The following is a 15,557-nucleotide window of genomic DNA, read 5'->3' as shown; positions in this document are numbered from 1 at the left end:
CCGTTTCGTCGTGCTTCCGTGCCGGGAACAGCCGTATCGGGAGCGGGAGTTCAGACCCTGCGCAGAACGGCGACGACCTTGCCGAGGATGGTGGCGTCGTCACCGGGAATGGGCTGGTACGCCGAGTTGTGCGGCAGGAGCCACACATGGCCGTCCTCGCGCTTGAAGCGCTTGACGGTGGCCTCGCCGTCCAGCATCGCGGCGACGATGTCCCCGTTCTCGGCGACGGGCTGGCGGCGGACCGTCACCCAGTCGCCGTCGCAGATCGCGGCCTCGATCATCGAGTCACCGATGACCTTGAGGACGAACAGCTCGCCGTCGCCCACGAGTTGGCGCGGGAGCGGGAAGACGTCCTCGACGGACTCCTCGGCGAGGATCGGCCCGCCGGCGGCGATACGGCCCACCAGCGGGACGTAGGACGCGGAGGGCTTGCCCGTGGTGTCCGCGGCGGTCTGCGTGCTGGGCGTGTCCGAGCCCCGCACCTCGTACGCCCGCGGGCGGTGCGGGTCGCGGCGCAGGAAGCCCTTGCGCTCCAGGGCCATGAGCTGGTGCGCCACGGACGAGGTGCTGGACAGGCCGACGGCCTGGCCGATCTCTCGCATGGACGGTGGGTAACCCCGCCGTTGCACGGAGTCCCGGATCACCTCGACCACCCTGCGCTGCCGGTCCGTGAGCCCGGAGCTGTCCGCCCTGATGCCCGGAGGTCGGCCGGGCAGCGAGCGCTTGGCCTGTTGTCCGTCCTGGGTCTCTGCGTTCATGGCGTCATTCACCGGCTGGATCTGGTCGAGCGACTGCGCGGAGCGGTTCTGGGAGGTGATGGTGGCGCTGTCTGCTGTGGTGGTCACGTCGGCCCCTCTCGACTGGCTTCTCCCTAGTTGGACAACGGTAGTTGGTTTCGAAAGGTTGCGCCAAACACACGTTCGAGTGAAAATTCGGCGTTCGCCGGACTTCGTCAACTCGATGGGTGTATGGCTCCCGCCCCGCTCCACATGTCCCGGTCCCGCGTCCGGGGCGCCGTCGTCCCGCACAGTTTTGCAGGCGTGCCCCGGCGGCCTCGCGGCGCCCCGCTTCGCGTACGCTCGGGGGGCCGCGGGCCTGTGGCGACACGCTGAGCCATGTTGACGTCTGGATACCAGATCTAGTGGTTTGATGAGCGCACGCCACCACAAGTTGTGGTCCCCCGTGCTCATCCCGGGAGAACTTCACCTATGCTGGTGGCTGCTTCGAGGGGCCCCTGAGACGGGGTTGTCGAGGCGTTGTCAGTCATGCGCGGCGAGGGCCATGAGGGTCCTGGGAGGGTGGAAACGATGCACTGCCCCTTCTGCAGGCACTCCGACAGCCGCGTCGTCGACAGCCGCACCACCGACGACGGCGCCGCCATCAGGCGACGGCGCCAGTGTCCGCACTGCTCGCGCCGCTTCACCACGGTGGAGAACGCGTCACTGACCGTGATCAAGCGCAGCGGCGTCACCGAGCCCTTCAGCAGGGACAAGGTGATCGCCGGTGTGCGCAAGGCGTGCCAGGGGCGGCCGGTCACGGAGGACGCCCTCGCCCAGCTCGGCCAGCGGGTCGAGGAGGCGGTGCGCGCCACGGGGAGTGCCGAGCTGTCCACGCACGATGTCGGGCTCGCCATACTCGGCCCGCTCCAGGACCTGGACCTCGTGGCCTACCTGCGCTTCGCCTCGGTCTACAAGGCCTTCGAGTCCCTGGAGGACTTCGAGACCGCCGTCGCCGAGCTGCGGGGAGCCCGGCGGCCCTCCGGATCCGGCCCCGAATGCGGCTGTGGGCACGAGCGCGGCGAGAGCGAGCCCGAGCGCGGCGAGGGCGAGAAGACGGGAGAGGGCGGGGACACCGAGGTCCCGGCCCCCAGCAGCGCCGCCGACTGAGCGGCGCCACGCCGCCGCGGGAGCGTCGGCGTACGGATGAAGACCCGGCCGGAGCGCCCACCCGCGGCGCTCGGGCCATCAAACAGGCACGGTATCCCGGGAAGAACCGGGGCACGTCGGGGCGTTATGCCCTAAACAGGGAGGCGGAATGACCGAGACGACGAGCGGCCCGGCACGCGGCTCACGCGCGAAGGGCAGCGCCAAGGCGAGCAAGGGACTGCGGATCGAGCGGATCCACACGACCCCCGGAGTGCACCCGTACGAAGAGGTGACCTGGGAGAGCCGCGACGTCGTCATGACCAACTGGCGCGACGGCTCGATCAACTTTGAGCAGCGTGGCGTCGAGTTCCCCGACTTCTGGTCGGTGAACGCGGTCAACATCGTCACGAGCAAGTACTTCCGCGGCGCCGTCGGCACCCCGCAGCGCGAGAAGAGCCTCAAGCAGCTCATCGACCGCGTGGTGAAGACCTACCGCAAGGCCGGCGAGGAGAACGGATACTTCGCCTCGCCCGAGGACGCCGAGATCTTCGAGCACGAGCTGGCGTACGCGGTGCTGCACCAGATCTTCGCCTTCAACTCCCCGGTGTGGTTCAACGTCGGCACGAAGCAGCCGCAGCAGGTCAGCGCCTGTTTCATCCTCTCCGTCGACGACTCCATGGAGTCGATCCTCGACTGGTACAAGGAAGAGGGGATGATCTTCAAGGGCGGCTCGGGCGCGGGGCTGAACCTGTCCCGGATCCGTTCCTCCAAGGAGCTGCTCTCCTCCGGGGGCAACGCCTCGGGTCCCGTCTCCTTCATGCGTGGCGCCGACGCCTCCGCCGGAACGATCAAGTCGGGCGGCGCCACCCGCCGCGCGGCCAAGATGGTCGTGCTCGACGTAGACCACCCCGACGTCGAGGCGTTCATCGAGACCAAGGTCAAGGAGGAAGAGAAGATCCGCGCCCTGCGCGACGCGGGCTTCGACATGGACCTGGGCGGGGACGACATCACCTCGGTCCAGTACCAGAACGCGAACAACTCGGTCCGGGTCAACGACGAGTTCATGAAGGCCGTCGAGTCCGGCTCGAAGTTCGGCCTCCGCTCGCGCATGACCGGCGAGGTGCTGGAGGAGGTCGACGCCAAGGCCCTCTTCCGCAAGATGGCCGAGGCCGCGCACGTCTGCGCCGACCCCGGCATCCAGTACGACGACATCATCAACCGCTGGCACACCTCGCCGGAGACGGGCCGCATCACCGCCTCCAACCCGTGCAGCGAGTACATGCACCTGGACAACTCCTCGTGCAACCTGGCCTCGCTCAACCTCATGAAGTTCCTGCGCGACGACGACAAGGGCAACCAGTCGTTCGACGCGGAGCGCTTCGCCAAGGTCACCGAGCTGGTCATCACGGCGATGGACATCTCCATCTGCTTCGCGGACTTCCCGACGGAGAAGATCGGCGAGACCACCCGCGCCTTCCGCCAGCTAGGCATCGGGTACGCGAACCTGGGCGCCCTGCTCATGGCCACCGGCCACGCGTACGACAGCGACGGCGGCCGTGCCCTCGCCGGTGCCATCACCTCCCTGATGACCGGCCAGTCGTACAAGCGCTCGGCCGAGATCGCCGCGGTCGTCGGCCCGTACGAGGGCTACGCCCGTAACGCCGAGGCCCACAAGCGCGTCATGAAGCAGCACGCCGACGCGAACGACGCGGCGACGCGCATGGACGACCTGGACACCCCGGTCTGGGCCGCCGCCACCGAGGCCTGGCAGGACGTGCAGCGCCTCGGCAAGAAGAACGGCTTCCGGAACGCCCAGGCGTCCGTGCTGGCCCCGACCGGCACCATCGGCCTGATGATGGACTGCGACACCACCGGCGTCGAGCCCGACCTGGCCCTGGTCAAGTTCAAGAAGCTGGTCGGCGGCGGCTCGATGCAGATCGTGAACAACACGGTCCCGAAGGCCCTCAAGCGCCTCGGTTACCAGCCGGAGCAGGTCGAGGCGATCGTCGAGCACATCGCCGAGCACGGCAATGTCGTGGACGCCCCCGGCCTCCGCCCCGAGCACTACGAGGTCTTCGACTGCGCCATGGGCGAGCGCTCCATCTCCCCGATGGGGCACGTCCGGATGATGGCCGCGGCCCAGCCGTTCCTCTCCGGCGCCATCTCCAAGACGGTCAACATGCCGGCGAGCAGCACCGTCGAGGACGTCGAGGAGATCTACCTCCAGGGCTGGAAGCTCGGCACCAAGGCCCTCGCGGTCTACGTCGAGAACAGCAAGGTCGGCCAGCCGCTCTCGGCGAAGTCCAAGGAGGAGAAGAAGGACGAGGCCACGGCCGAGGCGGCCGAGCCGGAGAAGGTCGTCGAGTACCGCCCGGTCCGCCGCCGGCTGCCCAAGGGCCGCCCCGGCATCACCACGTCCTTCACCGTCGGCGGCGCCGAGGGCTACATCACGGCGAACTCCTACCCGGACGACGGCCTCGGCGAGGTCTTCCTCAAGATGTCCAAGCAGGGCTCGACCCTCGCGGGCATGATGGACGCCTTCTCGATCGCCGTCTCGGTCGGCCTCCAGTACGGCGTGCCGCTGGAGACCTACGTTTCGAAGTTCACGAACATGCGCTTCGAGCCCGCCGGGATGACGGACGACTCGGACGTGCGGATGGCGCAGTCCATCGTGGACTACATCTTCCGCCGCCTGGCGCTCGACTTCCTGCCCTTCGAGACGCGTTCGGCCCTCGGCATCCACTCGGCCGCCGAGCGCCAGCGCCACCTGGAGACGGGTTCCTACGAGCCGTCGGAGGACGAGATCGACGTCGAGGGCCTGGCCCAGTCGGCGCCGAAGGCCTCGCAGGCACCGCAGTCCTCGGCCGACGCCAAGGACGCCGAGCGGACCACTCCGGAACCGCAGGCTCCGGCCCCGGCCCCGAAGGAGGCGCACAACTCCACGGAGCTGATGGAGATGCAGCTCGGGCTGAACGCGGATGCGCCGCTCTGCTTCTCCTGCGGCACCAAGATGCGCCGCGCCGGAAGCTGCTACCTGTGCGAGGGCTGCGGCTCGACGAGCGGCTGCAGCTAGTCAGACAGGGGGCGGAGCCTTAGCGGCTCGTGACCTCTGCCTCTGCCTCCGCTGAGGGCGGGGAACCGTCCGTACGCCACGCGCGTGCGGGTCCGGTTCCCCGCCCTCGCGCGTGCGCCCGTGTGCGGCGGGGCCGACGCGTATACGGTCGCGTCACGTCGGTGCGCGCCATCGCGGTGCGCGTCACGGCGGTGCGTGTCACGGACGTGGGAGAGGGTGTGGTGCGGGATGGCGCGGGAGCGGACCGTACTGGTGACCGGCGGGACCGGCACGCTCGGCCGGCATGTCGTGCGGGGACTGCTCGACGCGGGGCAGCGCGTACGGGTGCTGAGCCGTCGTCCCCGGCGGGCCAGGGACGACGGCCCGCAGGAGTGGGCGACCGGCGACCTGCTGACCGGTGACGGCGTCACGGAGGCGGTGGCCGGGGCCGACGTGATCGTGCACTGCGCGACGGGCCGCAAGGACGTCCGCGCCACCCGGCACCTCCTCGCCGCGTGCCACCACACGCGCGGGAACCCGCACCTCGTCTACGTCTCGATCGTCGGCATCGACCGCGTGCGGTTCTTCTACTACGACGCAAAGCTCGCCTGCGAGCGTGCCGTCGAGCGCTCCGGCCTGCCGTGGACGGTGCTGCGGGCGACCCAGTTCCACGACCTGGTGGCACGGCTGACCACGAGCCAGTTCCGGCTGCCGGTCACCCTGGTGCCGTCCGGCGCGCGGTTCCAGCCGGTCGACGCGGGGGAGGTGGCCGGACGGCTCGTCGAGCTGGCCCTCGGCGAGCCCGCGGGGCGGGCCGAGGACATGGGCGGCCCCCTGGTCCACACCTCGCGCGAACTGGCGCTGATGACACTGCGCGCGTACGGACGGAGGCGTTCCGTGGTCGGCGTACGGCTGCCCGGCAAGGCGTTCCGGGCCCTGCGCGCGGGCGGCAACCTCGTCCCGGACCGCGCGGTCGGCACGGTCACCTACGCCGAGTACCTGGAGCGCGTGGAGAAGTCGTAGCGAAGTCGCCCGGAGGCGTACGGGGCCCGGCGTACGCGCGAAGCCGTCACCGGGATGGCCGTACGATAGCGCGGTGCTGGTCAAGTGGATGCGTTGCACAGTGGTCGACCGCCGCGGCTTCGAACGCGGTCAGCGGAAGTGGGCGGGGCTGCTCGGCGAACCCGGATTCCGTGGGCAGGGCGGCGGCTGGAGCCGGGCGCGGGACGGCGTTGCGCATCTGTTCGGCTTCTGGGAGAGCAGGGCGTTCTACGACTCGTTCATGGCCCGCTCGCACGACCGGTTGCATTCCTCGCAGGTCGGCACGTACAAGGACATGCAGGTACGACTCTTCGAATACCGCTTCGAGGTGAAGTCCGGATTCCGCCCGGTCTTCACCGACGCCGATCTGCTGCGCGTCGCCCACTGCCGGGTGCGCCCCGACCGAGCCGAGCACTACACGCTCATGCAGGAGAAGGTGTGGAACCCGGCCATGGCCGGTTCACCCGGAATGCTCCGCGGGGTCTTCGCGCAAGCACATACGGAGGACGAGTTCCTGGTGCTGTCGATGTGGGACTCGACGGCCGAGCACGGCAAGTACCGCACCGAACGCGTCGAGCGGCTGGCCCTGCGTGCCCAGACGGGAGCGGACGTGGCCGCTGTGGCCGGAGACGTGATCGATCTTGAGCCTTCCTGGACCGTCTGACCTACTGTGGGACGCATGGGACGTCCCGTTCGTATCATCCTCCTCCGCCACGGGGAGTCGCAGGGCAACTTCGACGACAGCATCTACGAACGGGTCCCCGATCACGCGCTCGCCCTGACCGACCGCGGCGTACGGCAGGCCGAGGACGCGGGAAAGCGGCTGCGCGAGGTCATCGGGAGCGAGCGGGTCTCCGCGTACGTCTCGCCGTACCGCCGCACCCGCGACACGTTCGCCGCGCTCGGACTCGACCCGGCGCGGGTCCGTGCCCGGGAGGAGCCGCGGCTGCGCGAGCAGGACTGGGGCAACTGGCAGGACCGGGAGGACGTGCGCCAGCAGAAGAAGTACCGCGACGCGTACGGCCACTTCTTCTACCGCTTCGCGCAGGGTGAGTCGGGCGCCGACGTCTACGACCGTGTGGGCGCGTTCCTGGAGAGCCTCTGGCGCAGCTTCCAGGCCCCCGACCATCCGCCCAACGTGCTGCTGGTGACGCACGGCCTGACGATGCGGCTGTTCTGCATGCGCTGGCTGCACTGGACGGTCGACGAGTTCGAGGCCCTGTCGAACCCGGGGAACGGCGAGACCAGAGCCCTGGTCCTCGGCTCCGACGGCCGCTACCACCTGGACCGTCCCTTCGAGCGCTGGCGCACCCCCGAGTCGTCGGGCCTGTGGGGCTTCGGGGTGTAGGCGCGACCCGCCGGGGGACTGGATCACGCCAACCACGCGCTGTCGTACCGGGCGGGACCCGGCCGTGTCCGGCTAGAGTCGGCCGGACCATGAGCGCTGACCCCCATGACCTCGCACGCAGTGAGCGGGTAGCACGCGCCCTCGCCAGCCTGCGCGGACTGGCCGTGGGCGACGCCCTGGGCTCACAGTTCTTCGTCCCCGCCCACCACGCCCTGCCCCGCCGCAACGAACTTCCGCCCGGCGTCTGGCAGTGGACCGACGACACCGAGATGGCCTGCTCGGTGGTGGCCGTGCTCGCCGCGCACGGCACGATCGACCAGGACGCCCTGGCCACGTCCTTCGCCGAGCACCACGACTTCGACCGGGGCTACGGGCCCGCCGTGAACCGGATGCTGCGGCTGATCCGGCAGGAGGGCGGCGACTGGCGCGAATTGGCCGCCGCACTCTTCGACGGCGAGGGCTCGTGGGGGAACGGCGCCGCCATGCGCGTCGCCCCGCTCGGCGCCTGGTACGCGGACGACCCGGAACGCGCGGCAACGGAGGCCGAGAGCTCCGCCTACGTCACCCACCAGCACCGCGAGGCCGTGGCGGGCGCCCGCGCGGTCGCCGCGGCGTCGTCGCTGCTGGCGGGGCGGGCCGTCCGCGAGCCGGACTCGCGGCCTGCTTCTGCCTCTGCCTCTGCCCCTTCTCCCGTCCCCGTCCCCGCCCTCGCCGGAACGGACGGCTCCGGGGAGGACGGAGGCCCCGGAACCGGCACACCGGAAGCGAAGGTCACAGGGGCCGAACTCCTCGACGCCGTACGGGAACTCGTCCCCCGCAGCGCCGTCCAGGCCGGAGTCCGCCGTGCCCGCGACATGCTCGACTACGCGGACGTCGGCACCGTCGCCGCCGTCCTCGGCTGCGGACGGCGCACGAGCGCGCACGACACGGTGCCGTTCACGCTCTGGGCCGCCGCCCGGTACGTGGACGACTACCAGGGCGCCGTCTGGGCCGCCGCCCGGGCGGGCGGCGACGTCGACACGACCTGCGCCATCGTCGGCGGCATCGTGGCCTCGGGCGGTCCCTCCGTGGCACCGCCCGAGGTGTGGACGCACCGCACCGAGGACCTCCCGGCGTGGCTGGACGACGCCCTTACCGGAGTCGGCTGAACTCGCGCCGACAACAGCGGATACGCTGGAACTGCCATGCCCTACGAGCCGCCTACTCACCGCGTCGAGCGATCGCTCCGCGCCACCACCGGAGCGAAGATCGTCGCTGGGGTCGACGAGGTCGGCCGCGGTGCCTGGGCAGGCCCCGTGACCGTCTGCGCGGCCATCACCGGACTGCGCCGCCCGCCCGAGGGCCTGACCGACTCCAAGCTCATCCCGCCCCCTCGGCGCGCCGAACTCGCGGAGGAGCTGAACGGCTGGGTCACCGCCCACGCCCTCGGCCACGCCTCCCCGGAGGAGATCGACGACCTGGGCATGACAGCCTCCCTCCGGCTCGCCGCCGTCCGGGCGCTGGAGGGGCTGCCCGTACGCCCCGACGCGGTGATCCTGGACGGCAAGCACGACTACCTCGGCGGGCCCTGGCGGGTCCGCACAGTCATCAAGGGTGACCAGTCCTGCGTCGCCGTGGCCGCCGCCTCGGTGATCGCCAAGGTGCGCAGGGACGCGATGATGGCCGAACTGCCCGAGGAATACGCGGACTTCGCCTTCCACGACAACGCCGGCTACCCCTCGCCCGTCCACCGGGCGGCCCTGGAGGAACGGGGTCCCACCCCGTACCACCGGCTGTCGTGGTCCTACATGGACGCTCTGACCCGCTGGAAGCACCTCAAGCGCACCCGGAACGAGCCCACGGAGCAGATCGAGCTGTTCTAGATCCGCCACCGCCGTGCCCGTAAGCCGGGAGCACCGATCCAAGCCACGGAATGCCCGTCCGGATCCCGTACCCGCTGACGCGCCCCATTCCGTCATTTGATAGACATCACCTCATGCCTCTCACCCCCGAGGAGCCACAGATTTACGAGAGCGTCCCGGGCCCCCGCAACGCAGCGGGAGCAGCCCGAACTCCGCAGGCATCCCGCACCGCAGCACCCCTTCCCGGTCCCCGGCCCTCGCCGCGCCCCGCACCGCCGCGCGCGGACAGCAAGGGACCGAGCACGCCCGGCCGCCCCGGCGCTCCCCGGCAGGGGAACCCCCCGGCGCCGCGCACGCCTGCCGCCCCTACCAGCCCAGCCGACTCGGCCGCCCCGGCCGCCGCCACGGCGCAGATCCAACTGGTCGCCGCGACCGACGCGACGGCGGTGGAAATCGCCGACGAGACGGTCGACAAGCTGCTCGACGAGGGCCGCGCCCCCGGCGAGATCCTGCTGCTCACCACCGGCGAACAGCACCCCTGGGCCCAGCACGAACTCTCCTTCGGCGAGGACGCCTACTGGCGCCAACTCTCCGAGGGCGAGGACGTCTTCTGCGCCCACGCCTCCGCCGTCGCCCGCACCAGCCCCCGCACCATCGTGCTGCTCGCGGTCAACGGCGGCACGGACCCGGAGGCCGCCGCGGCCCTCCCCGCCGCGCTGGAGAAGGCGGGCGAACAGCTCATCGTCTGCGGCGACCCCCAGCGCCTCCGCGCCCTGCTCTGACCCCTCCTCTCCCTCCGTCGGACCCCGCCACCACGACGAGGCCCGCACGGAGGGGAGGCCGGGACCACCTGTCCGGCAAGCCGGAACGCGCCGGGCACCGGGCACTGGGCGCCGGGCGCTCAGTCGGCCAGCGGCCGAGAGAGCAGACGGAACGTGCCGGTCCCTGAACGTGCTGGTTTCTGAACGTGCAGACCGAGCCGCTCGGCCCCCCTGCAGAGGCCGGGTAGCAGGTGAGGGAAACGCCCCGAGACCTCTTGCGACCTCGACCGGCTCGGCGCACTGCCACTGGCACCGGCGTCAGCACCAGCCCCGTACGGCTGGCCAGGGCATTCCTACGCAGTCAGGCCGACTCCGATGCGGGCCAGACACCCGAGAGTCCGCAGCCCTACGACGCCGTACGACTGGTCAGCGCACTGCTACGCAGTTCAGGCCAGCCCTGAGCCGGGGCTCGCCCGCACCGTCAGGCCTACGACGCCGCAGCCCCCGCGGCCGCCTCCGTCTCCGCTCCCGCTCTCGCACGGGCGACAGCGGCCGCGTCTCCACTCCGACCGGGCGCCGATGAGGTACCTCTCCTCGCCGCCCGCCCCCCGTTCACCTCTAGCGGCGTCGTAGCCACCGGTACCGGAGATGGCGTTGCGGGAGCAGGCGGTTCCGAAGGGGCATAGCCCGCCGGCGCGGCGGCAGGCGGCGCCCCCGAGGCGGCTGGCTTCGAGGCCGGGACCGGGGCCGGGGCTGGAGGTTCCGGGGCGGGCCTCTCCTGGGCCGGGGTCTCCTGAGGTGGGGTCTCCTGAGCCGCGGGTTCCGGGACCGGACGCGCCGGGGCCTCTGAGGCTGAGGCCCGCACTGCCGGGGCTCGCGCCGCTGAGCCCCGAATTGCCGAACCCTGAGTCGCTGAGCCCTGGGGTACCGAACCCCGAGTCGCTGGGTCCCGAGTCGATGAGCCCCGAGTTGCCGAGCCGCGAGAGGCTGGGCCCCGAGGCGTCGGTGACGACTTCCTCTCGGGTGAGGACCTCCCGGTCAAGGGCGTCGGCTCGGCCGACGTAGGCGCTCCGGCCGAGGGACGGCGGCCGCCGCGCCCCTCACCGAGCACCTGCCAGCCGGAGCCCGTCAGGGTCACGTAGGCCCCACAGCGCAGGCCGTGCAGCGTGCAGGCATCCCGCAGGCCCCACATCCAGGCGCCGTCGACCTCGGTCCAGCCTTGCTCGCCGTTCCGGCAGTAGAGCAGGATCGCCGTCCGAACCGGGGACCGGCGGCGCAGGTCATGCGGGATGACCCGGCGCAACTGGTCGAGCAGTGCGTTCCGGAACGCCCAGCCGTCCGGACGCACACTGCGCTGGTCGAACGACGCGCTGGCGACGAGCCGTTCGTCCGGTCCGATCACCGCCACGACAGCGGTGGACAGGCGCGGCGAGTGACGTTCGCAGAGCCCGGTGACGGTTTCTCGTGGGTCGCGGAGCAGGGGGATTCCGGCGGCTGCCCACTCTGCGGGTTCGAGCGTGCGGCTGAGCCGGGAGGGGGAGTCGGGCGCGGGCGGCGGAGCAAAGCCGAAGGTCACGTTTCTCCCTTCGTCCTGGAACCGCTTCAATTCTCGCGGCCGCATGGCGATGCGGCAATGAACAATCAGCGCATCACGCGGCCTTCTCGAGGCGTCTCCTCCCATCCTTCCCGTTCTGCCTCAGCTCTCCCCCTCCTCGCACCGACTTCTGGGATCTTTCTCGTCACCCAGGTCCTACTCCGCTCCGTCGCCGCTTGCCCTCCCCTGCCCTGTTGCTTCCTGGCCTGTGCTGCTCCTTTGCGGCTCCTCTGCTGTCGTTCCTCCCTCCCTCCCTACGTTCACTCCACTTCCGGTCTTGTCCCAGGCGTGAGCAGGCGTCCGGTGACGTGGTCCTGTGGGGGACGTGTCTCAGCCCTGGACAGCGAGGACCAGTGGCAACACCTCCTCCGCGCCTGCCTGGCGGAGCATCCGGGCCGCGACGGCGATCGTCCATCCCGTCTCCGTGAAGTCGTCCACCAGGAGCACCGGGCCGGCCGCCGCCGCCACCGACTCCGCGACCTCCGGCGGCACGGTGAAGGCTCCGTGGAGCGCGCGCAGCCGCTGGGCGCTGTTGCTGCGTGGGAATTCGGACGGGTGCGCCCCTTCCGTATAGGTCACGGCGCCGAGCAGGGGCATCCGGCCGATCTCCGCGATGCGCTCCGCGAGCGACCGCACCAACTGCGGCCGGTTCAGCGAATCGACCGCGACGACACCCACTGGGCGAGCGAGCGCCTCCGGCTCGCCCGATGCCCAGCCGCCCGGACCCTTCGCCCAGTCGGTCAGCACTGTCACCGCGCCGTCGAGCACCTCGTCGGGCACCGGGCGGTCCCCCGCCTGCGGGGAGAGCAGCGGGCGCAGCTTGTTCCCCCAGCCGATGTCCGAGAGCCTGCCCAGCGCCCGACCCTCCGCGGCCTGCTGCTTCTCGGGGATGCGGCCCTTGAGGTCCATCCCGACCGACGGCATACCGGTGGGCCACATCCGGCGCGGATCGATCGGAATCCCGGGTCGCCCCAGCTCACCACGGGCGGCGGCCACCATGGCGTCGCTGGGGGTGGCGGTGAACCGGGCTCCCGCGCAGTTGTCGCACCGGCCGCACGGGGCTGCTTCCTCGTCGTCGAGCTGCTTGCGGAGGAATTCCATCCGGCAGTCCGAGGTCTCCGCGTAGGACTGCATGGCCCGCTGCTCCGCCTTGCGCTGCCGGTCCACCCACGCGTAGCGGTCGGCGTCGTACGTCCACGGGACACCTGTGGCGACCCAGCCTCCCTTCACGCGCCGCACGGCGCCGTCGACATCGAGCACCTTCAGCATCATTTCGAGCCTCGTCCTGCGCAGCTCGACCTGTGGCTCCAGCGCGGGGAGCGACAGCGGCCTGTCGGAGGCCGAGAGCACATCGAGCGTGCGGCGCACCTGGTCCTCGGGCGGGAAGCTCAGGGAAGCGAAGTACCGCCAGATCGCCTCGTCCTCCGGGCCGGGCAACAGCAGCACCTCCGCGTGATCGACTCCACGCCCGGCACGCCCGACCTGCTGGTAGTAGGCGATGGGGGAGGAGGGGGAGCCGAGATGGACCACGAAGCCGAGATCAGGTTTGTCGAATCCCATGCCCAGCGCCGAGGTGGCGACCAGCGCCTTCACGCGGTTGGCCAGCAGATCGGCTTCGGCCGCTTCCCGGTCGGCGTTCTCCGTTCGCCCCGTGTACGACGCGACCTCGTGTCCGTGCTGGCGGAGGAAGGCTGTCACTTCGCCGGCGGCGGCCACTGTCAGGGTGTAGATGATCCCGGAGCCCGGGAGCGTGCCGAGGTTCTCCGCGAGCCAGGCCAGGCGGTGTGCCGCGTCGGGCATGCGCAGGACACCGAGGCTGAGGCTCTCCCTGTCCAGCGAACCGCGCAGGACGAGCGCGTCGGACGAACCCTGGCCGCCCTCCCCGGCGGCCTTCTGGCCGCCGGTGCCCAACTGCTCGGCGACGTCCGCCGTCACGCGTGCGTTGGCCGTCGCCGTCGTCGCCAGGACGGGCACGCCGGGCGGCAGCTCCGCGAGCATCGTGCGCAGCCGTCGGTAGTCGGGGCGGAAGTCGTGGCCCCAGTCGGAGATGCAGTGGGCCTCGTCGACGACGAGAAGGCCGGTGGAGGCGGTGAGCTTGGGCAGGACCTGGTCCCGGAAGTCGGGGTTGTTGAGCCGCTCGGGACTGACCAGGAGAACGTCGACGGTGCCCGCGGCCACCTCCGACTCGATCGCCTCCCAGTCCTCGGGGTTGGCGGAATTGATCGTGCGCGCGTGGATCCCGGCCCGCGACGCAGCCTCCACCTGGTTCCTCATCAAGGCGAGCAGCGGCGAGACGATCACCGTGGGCCCCGAGCCTCTCCTGCGCAGGAGCGCGGTCGCGACGAAATACACCGCGGACTTGCCCCAGCCCGTGCGCTGCACCACCAGGGCTCGGCGCCGCTCGGCCACCAGGGCCTGGATGGCCCGCCACTGATCGGTGCGCAGCCGTGCCGTTCCCTCGCGGTCTCCCACGAGACCGGACAGCACGGCATCGGCTTCTTGGCGCAGGTCTGTGTCACTCATGCGTCCATGCAACCCGATGGCGACGGCAGTGAGCGAATGAAGCTGTGGATAACTCGCGATTCTTATGATTAGTACGAAGAACGGCCTTGCCTGTGGATAACGCGCGACGGCGATCTCACCGCGACCGGCACCGTCGAAGCATGAATCAGCACAGCAGCGATCCCGACGGCATTCAGCCGATTCCGTCAGCGCCGCGCGACGCCGACAGCCCTGCGTCCCCCGGCCCGCAGGAGGCAGGGGCGGGCCAGCCCCGCTGGTCGGGACACGCAGGCAGGTCGCGGCCGCATACGGGCCCGGCCGATGTCTCGCTTCGGGGTCCGGCCGAGCTCGCCGACGCGCTCCCCTATCTTCTCGGCTTCTATCCCGACGACTCGATCGTGGCCGTGTCCCTGCACGGGGAGCGAGGGAGGTTCGGCGGCCGGCTCCGCATCGGAATTCCGGACTCTCCCGAGGAGTGGCCCGCCATCGCCTCCCAAGTTGCCGAGTGCATGGAGGCCACCGCATTGGCCCGCGGCCCTCGTCCGGACGGCGCCCTCATCTTCCTGTGCCAGGAGCCCGCCATCGGAGAGTCGGGCGCGAAGGTGAAGGAGAGGCTGGCTCCCCTCGCCCAGCGGCTCCGCCTGGCGTGCGGCGAGCTGGACATGCCGGTCTACGAGGCGCTGTGCCTCTCCACGGGCCGCTTCTGGAGCTACTGCTGCCCCGACCCTCGGTGCTGTTCCGACGAGGGCACTCCCCTCGCCGCGCCGGGGACCTCGGCCATGGCAGCGGCCGCGGCGTACTCCGGCATGAGGGTCCACGGCTCGCTGCGCGAGATGGAGGAGCGGCTGAGCGCCCTCGGGCCGCCGCTCGCCGAGCAACAGGAGAGGGCCCTCGACGCGGTCGGCGCCCGCCTTGTCTCCCGCATGCTCACCTCCGATGGCCGCGATCAGGTGCGCGACGAGACCATGGCCCTCGTCGGCCGGGCGATGGACCGTTTCCATCGCATCGTCGCGCCGAGTGGCGGCACCCTGAAGGAGGAGGACGTACACGACGACGGCATCCTCACGCATGACGAGGCCGCCTCGCTGATCCTCGGCCTCCAGGACCGCAGGACACGCGACCTGGCAGCGGAGTGGATGGAAGGGCTCGACGTCGAGCCGGCCCTGCGCCTCTGGAGGGCGCTCGCACGCCGCTGCGTCGGGCCGTACGCCGAGCATGCGGTGGCACTGCTCACCCTCGCCGGATGGGTCGCCTGGTCCGGAGGCGACTCCGCCACCGCCCGCGTGGCCCTTGCCAAGGCGCTGCGGGCCGACCCCGAATACCTCTTCGCCCAACTTCTCAATCAAGCCTGCAACGAGGGCCTCGATCCGGAGCTGCTCCGGCGCTGCATGCGACGGGACCAAGCGGTGCGGCAGCACTCGGAGAGCGACGAGGAGGACGAGCAGCCGGATGCTGCACGGCGTCCGGTGCCCCGTGACCCCCGCGCCCACCCACCGTTCACCTGAGTGGCGGATACCGCGCACCCACACCCGACCCCCACCCGGCCTCGCCGG

The 15,557-nt window shown here is 71.0% G+C and carries 11 protein-coding genes and 1 pseudogene; 9 read left to right on the top strand and 3 right to left on the bottom strand.

Annotated elements, in window-relative coordinates; all coding sequences use genetic code 11:
* Nucleotides 1-50 precede the first annotated feature (50 nt).
* On the bottom strand, nt 51-845 hold the full coding sequence (lexA, locus tag ABD343_RS28975; protein WP_344532346.1) for a transcriptional repressor LexA: 795 nt from the start codon (nt 843-845) through the stop codon (nt 51-53).
* Nucleotides 846-1,307: 462 nt separating this feature from the next.
* On the opposite strand from lexA, the gene nrdR reads away from it, so the two are divergent.
* The 8 genes from nrdR to ABD343_RS28935 all read left to right on the top strand — a co-directional run bounded on the left by nrdR (nt 1,308) and on the right by ABD343_RS28935 (nt 9,929).
* Nucleotides 1,308-1,886 carry a transcriptional regulator NrdR gene (gene nrdR / locus ABD343_RS28970; protein ID WP_344532345.1) on the top strand — a complete coding sequence of 193 codons (579 nt, stop codon included), beginning with the start codon at nt 1,308-1,310 and terminating at the stop codon, nt 1,884-1,886.
* Between the two features lie 148 nt (nt 1,887-2,034).
* Nucleotides 2,035-4,938, top strand: coding sequence for a vitamin B12-dependent ribonucleotide reductase (locus ABD343_RS28965; protein WP_344532344.1), 2,904 nt, complete (start codon nt 2,035-2,037; stop codon nt 4,936-4,938).
* 228 nt (nt 4,939-5,166) lie between these two features.
* Complete coding sequence (locus ABD343_RS28960; protein ID WP_344532343.1) at nt 5,167-5,940, top strand: SDR family oxidoreductase; 774 nt, start codon at nt 5,167-5,169, stop codon at nt 5,938-5,940.
* 73 nt (nt 5,941-6,013) lie between these two features.
* Nucleotides 6,014-6,622 carry a YdbC family protein gene (locus tag ABD343_RS28955; RefSeq protein WP_344532342.1) on the top strand — a complete coding sequence of 203 codons (609 nt, stop codon included), beginning with the start codon at nt 6,014-6,016 and terminating at the stop codon, nt 6,620-6,622.
* Between the two features lie 15 nt (nt 6,623-6,637).
* Nucleotides 6,638-7,306 carry a histidine phosphatase family protein gene (locus ABD343_RS28950; RefSeq protein ID WP_344532341.1) on the top strand — a complete coding sequence of 223 codons (669 nt, stop codon included), beginning with the start codon at nt 6,638-6,640 and terminating at the stop codon, nt 7,304-7,306.
* A gap of 89 nt (nt 7,307-7,395) precedes the next feature.
* A complete protein-coding gene (locus ABD343_RS28945; protein ID WP_344532340.1) occupies nt 7,396-8,454 on the top strand; it encodes an ADP-ribosylglycohydrolase family protein in 1,059 nt (352 codons plus the stop codon).
* A 36-nt stretch (nt 8,455-8,490) separates the two neighbouring features.
* The gene (locus tag ABD343_RS28940; protein ID WP_344532339.1) at nt 8,491-9,168 is read left to right on the top strand and encodes a ribonuclease HII; all 678 of its coding nucleotides are present in this window, start codon (nt 8,491-8,493) and stop codon (nt 9,166-9,168) included.
* A gap of 425 nt (nt 9,169-9,593) precedes the next feature.
* Entirely contained in the window at nt 9,594-9,929 is a 336-nt protein-coding gene (locus tag ABD343_RS28935; RefSeq protein ID WP_344532338.1) for a hypothetical protein, read from the top strand.
* 928 nt (nt 9,930-10,857) lie between these two features.
* Here the strand turns inward: ABD343_RS28935 and ABD343_RS28930 are convergent.
* Nucleotides 10,858-11,484: pseudogene (locus tag ABD343_RS28930) on the bottom strand (hypothetical protein); the annotation flags it as partial.
* 348 nt (nt 11,485-11,832) lie between these two features.
* Entirely contained in the window at nt 11,833-14,025 is a 2,193-nt protein-coding gene (locus ABD343_RS28925) for a RecQ family ATP-dependent DNA helicase (RefSeq protein WP_344532337.1), read from the bottom strand.
* Between the two features lie 140 nt (nt 14,026-14,165).
* Between ABD343_RS28925 and ABD343_RS28920 the strand changes: the two genes are divergently transcribed.
* A complete protein-coding gene (locus ABD343_RS28920; protein WP_344532336.1) occupies nt 14,166-15,509 on the top strand; it encodes a DUF4192 domain-containing protein in 1,344 nt (447 codons plus the stop codon).
* The last annotated feature ends 48 nt before the right edge of the window (nt 15,510-15,557 follow it).

It is taken from the genome of Streptomyces albiaxialis (genome assembly GCF_039530985.1).
In the GTDB taxonomy this organism is placed as follows: Bacteria; Actinomycetota; Actinomycetes; order Streptomycetales; family Streptomycetaceae; genus Streptomyces; species Streptomyces albiaxialis.
This window is presented reverse-complemented; position numbering and strand designations above follow the sequence as displayed.

Excerpts from the sequence above, each read along its gene's own strand:
- ABD343_RS28950 (WP_344532341.1), top strand. The coding sequence starts at position 6,638 with ATGGGACGTCCCGTTCGTATCATCCTCCTCCGCCACGGGGAGTCGCAG.
- ABD343_RS28940 (WP_344532339.1), top strand. The coding sequence starts at position 8,491 with ATGCCCTACGAGCCGCCTACTCACCGCGTCGAGCGATCGCTCCGCGCC.
- ABD343_RS28960 (WP_344532343.1), top strand. The coding sequence starts at position 5,167 with ATGGCGCGGGAGCGGACCGTACTGGTGACCGGCGGGACCGGCACGCTC.
- nrdR (WP_344532345.1), top strand. The coding sequence starts at position 1,308 with ATGCACTGCCCCTTCTGCAGGCACTCCGACAGCCGCGTCGTCGACAGC.
- ABD343_RS28920 (WP_344532336.1), top strand. The coding sequence starts at position 14,166 with ATGAATCAGCACAGCAGCGATCCCGACGGCATTCAGCCGATTCCGTCA.
- ABD343_RS28925 (WP_344532337.1), bottom strand. The coding sequence starts at position 14,025 with ATGAGTGACACAGACCTGCGCCAAGAAGCCGATGCCGTGCTGTCCGGT.
- ABD343_RS28945 (WP_344532340.1), top strand. The coding sequence starts at position 7,396 with ATGAGCGCTGACCCCCATGACCTCGCACGCAGTGAGCGGGTAGCACGC.
- ABD343_RS28965 (WP_344532344.1), top strand. The coding sequence starts at position 2,035 with ATGACCGAGACGACGAGCGGCCCGGCACGCGGCTCACGCGCGAAGGGC.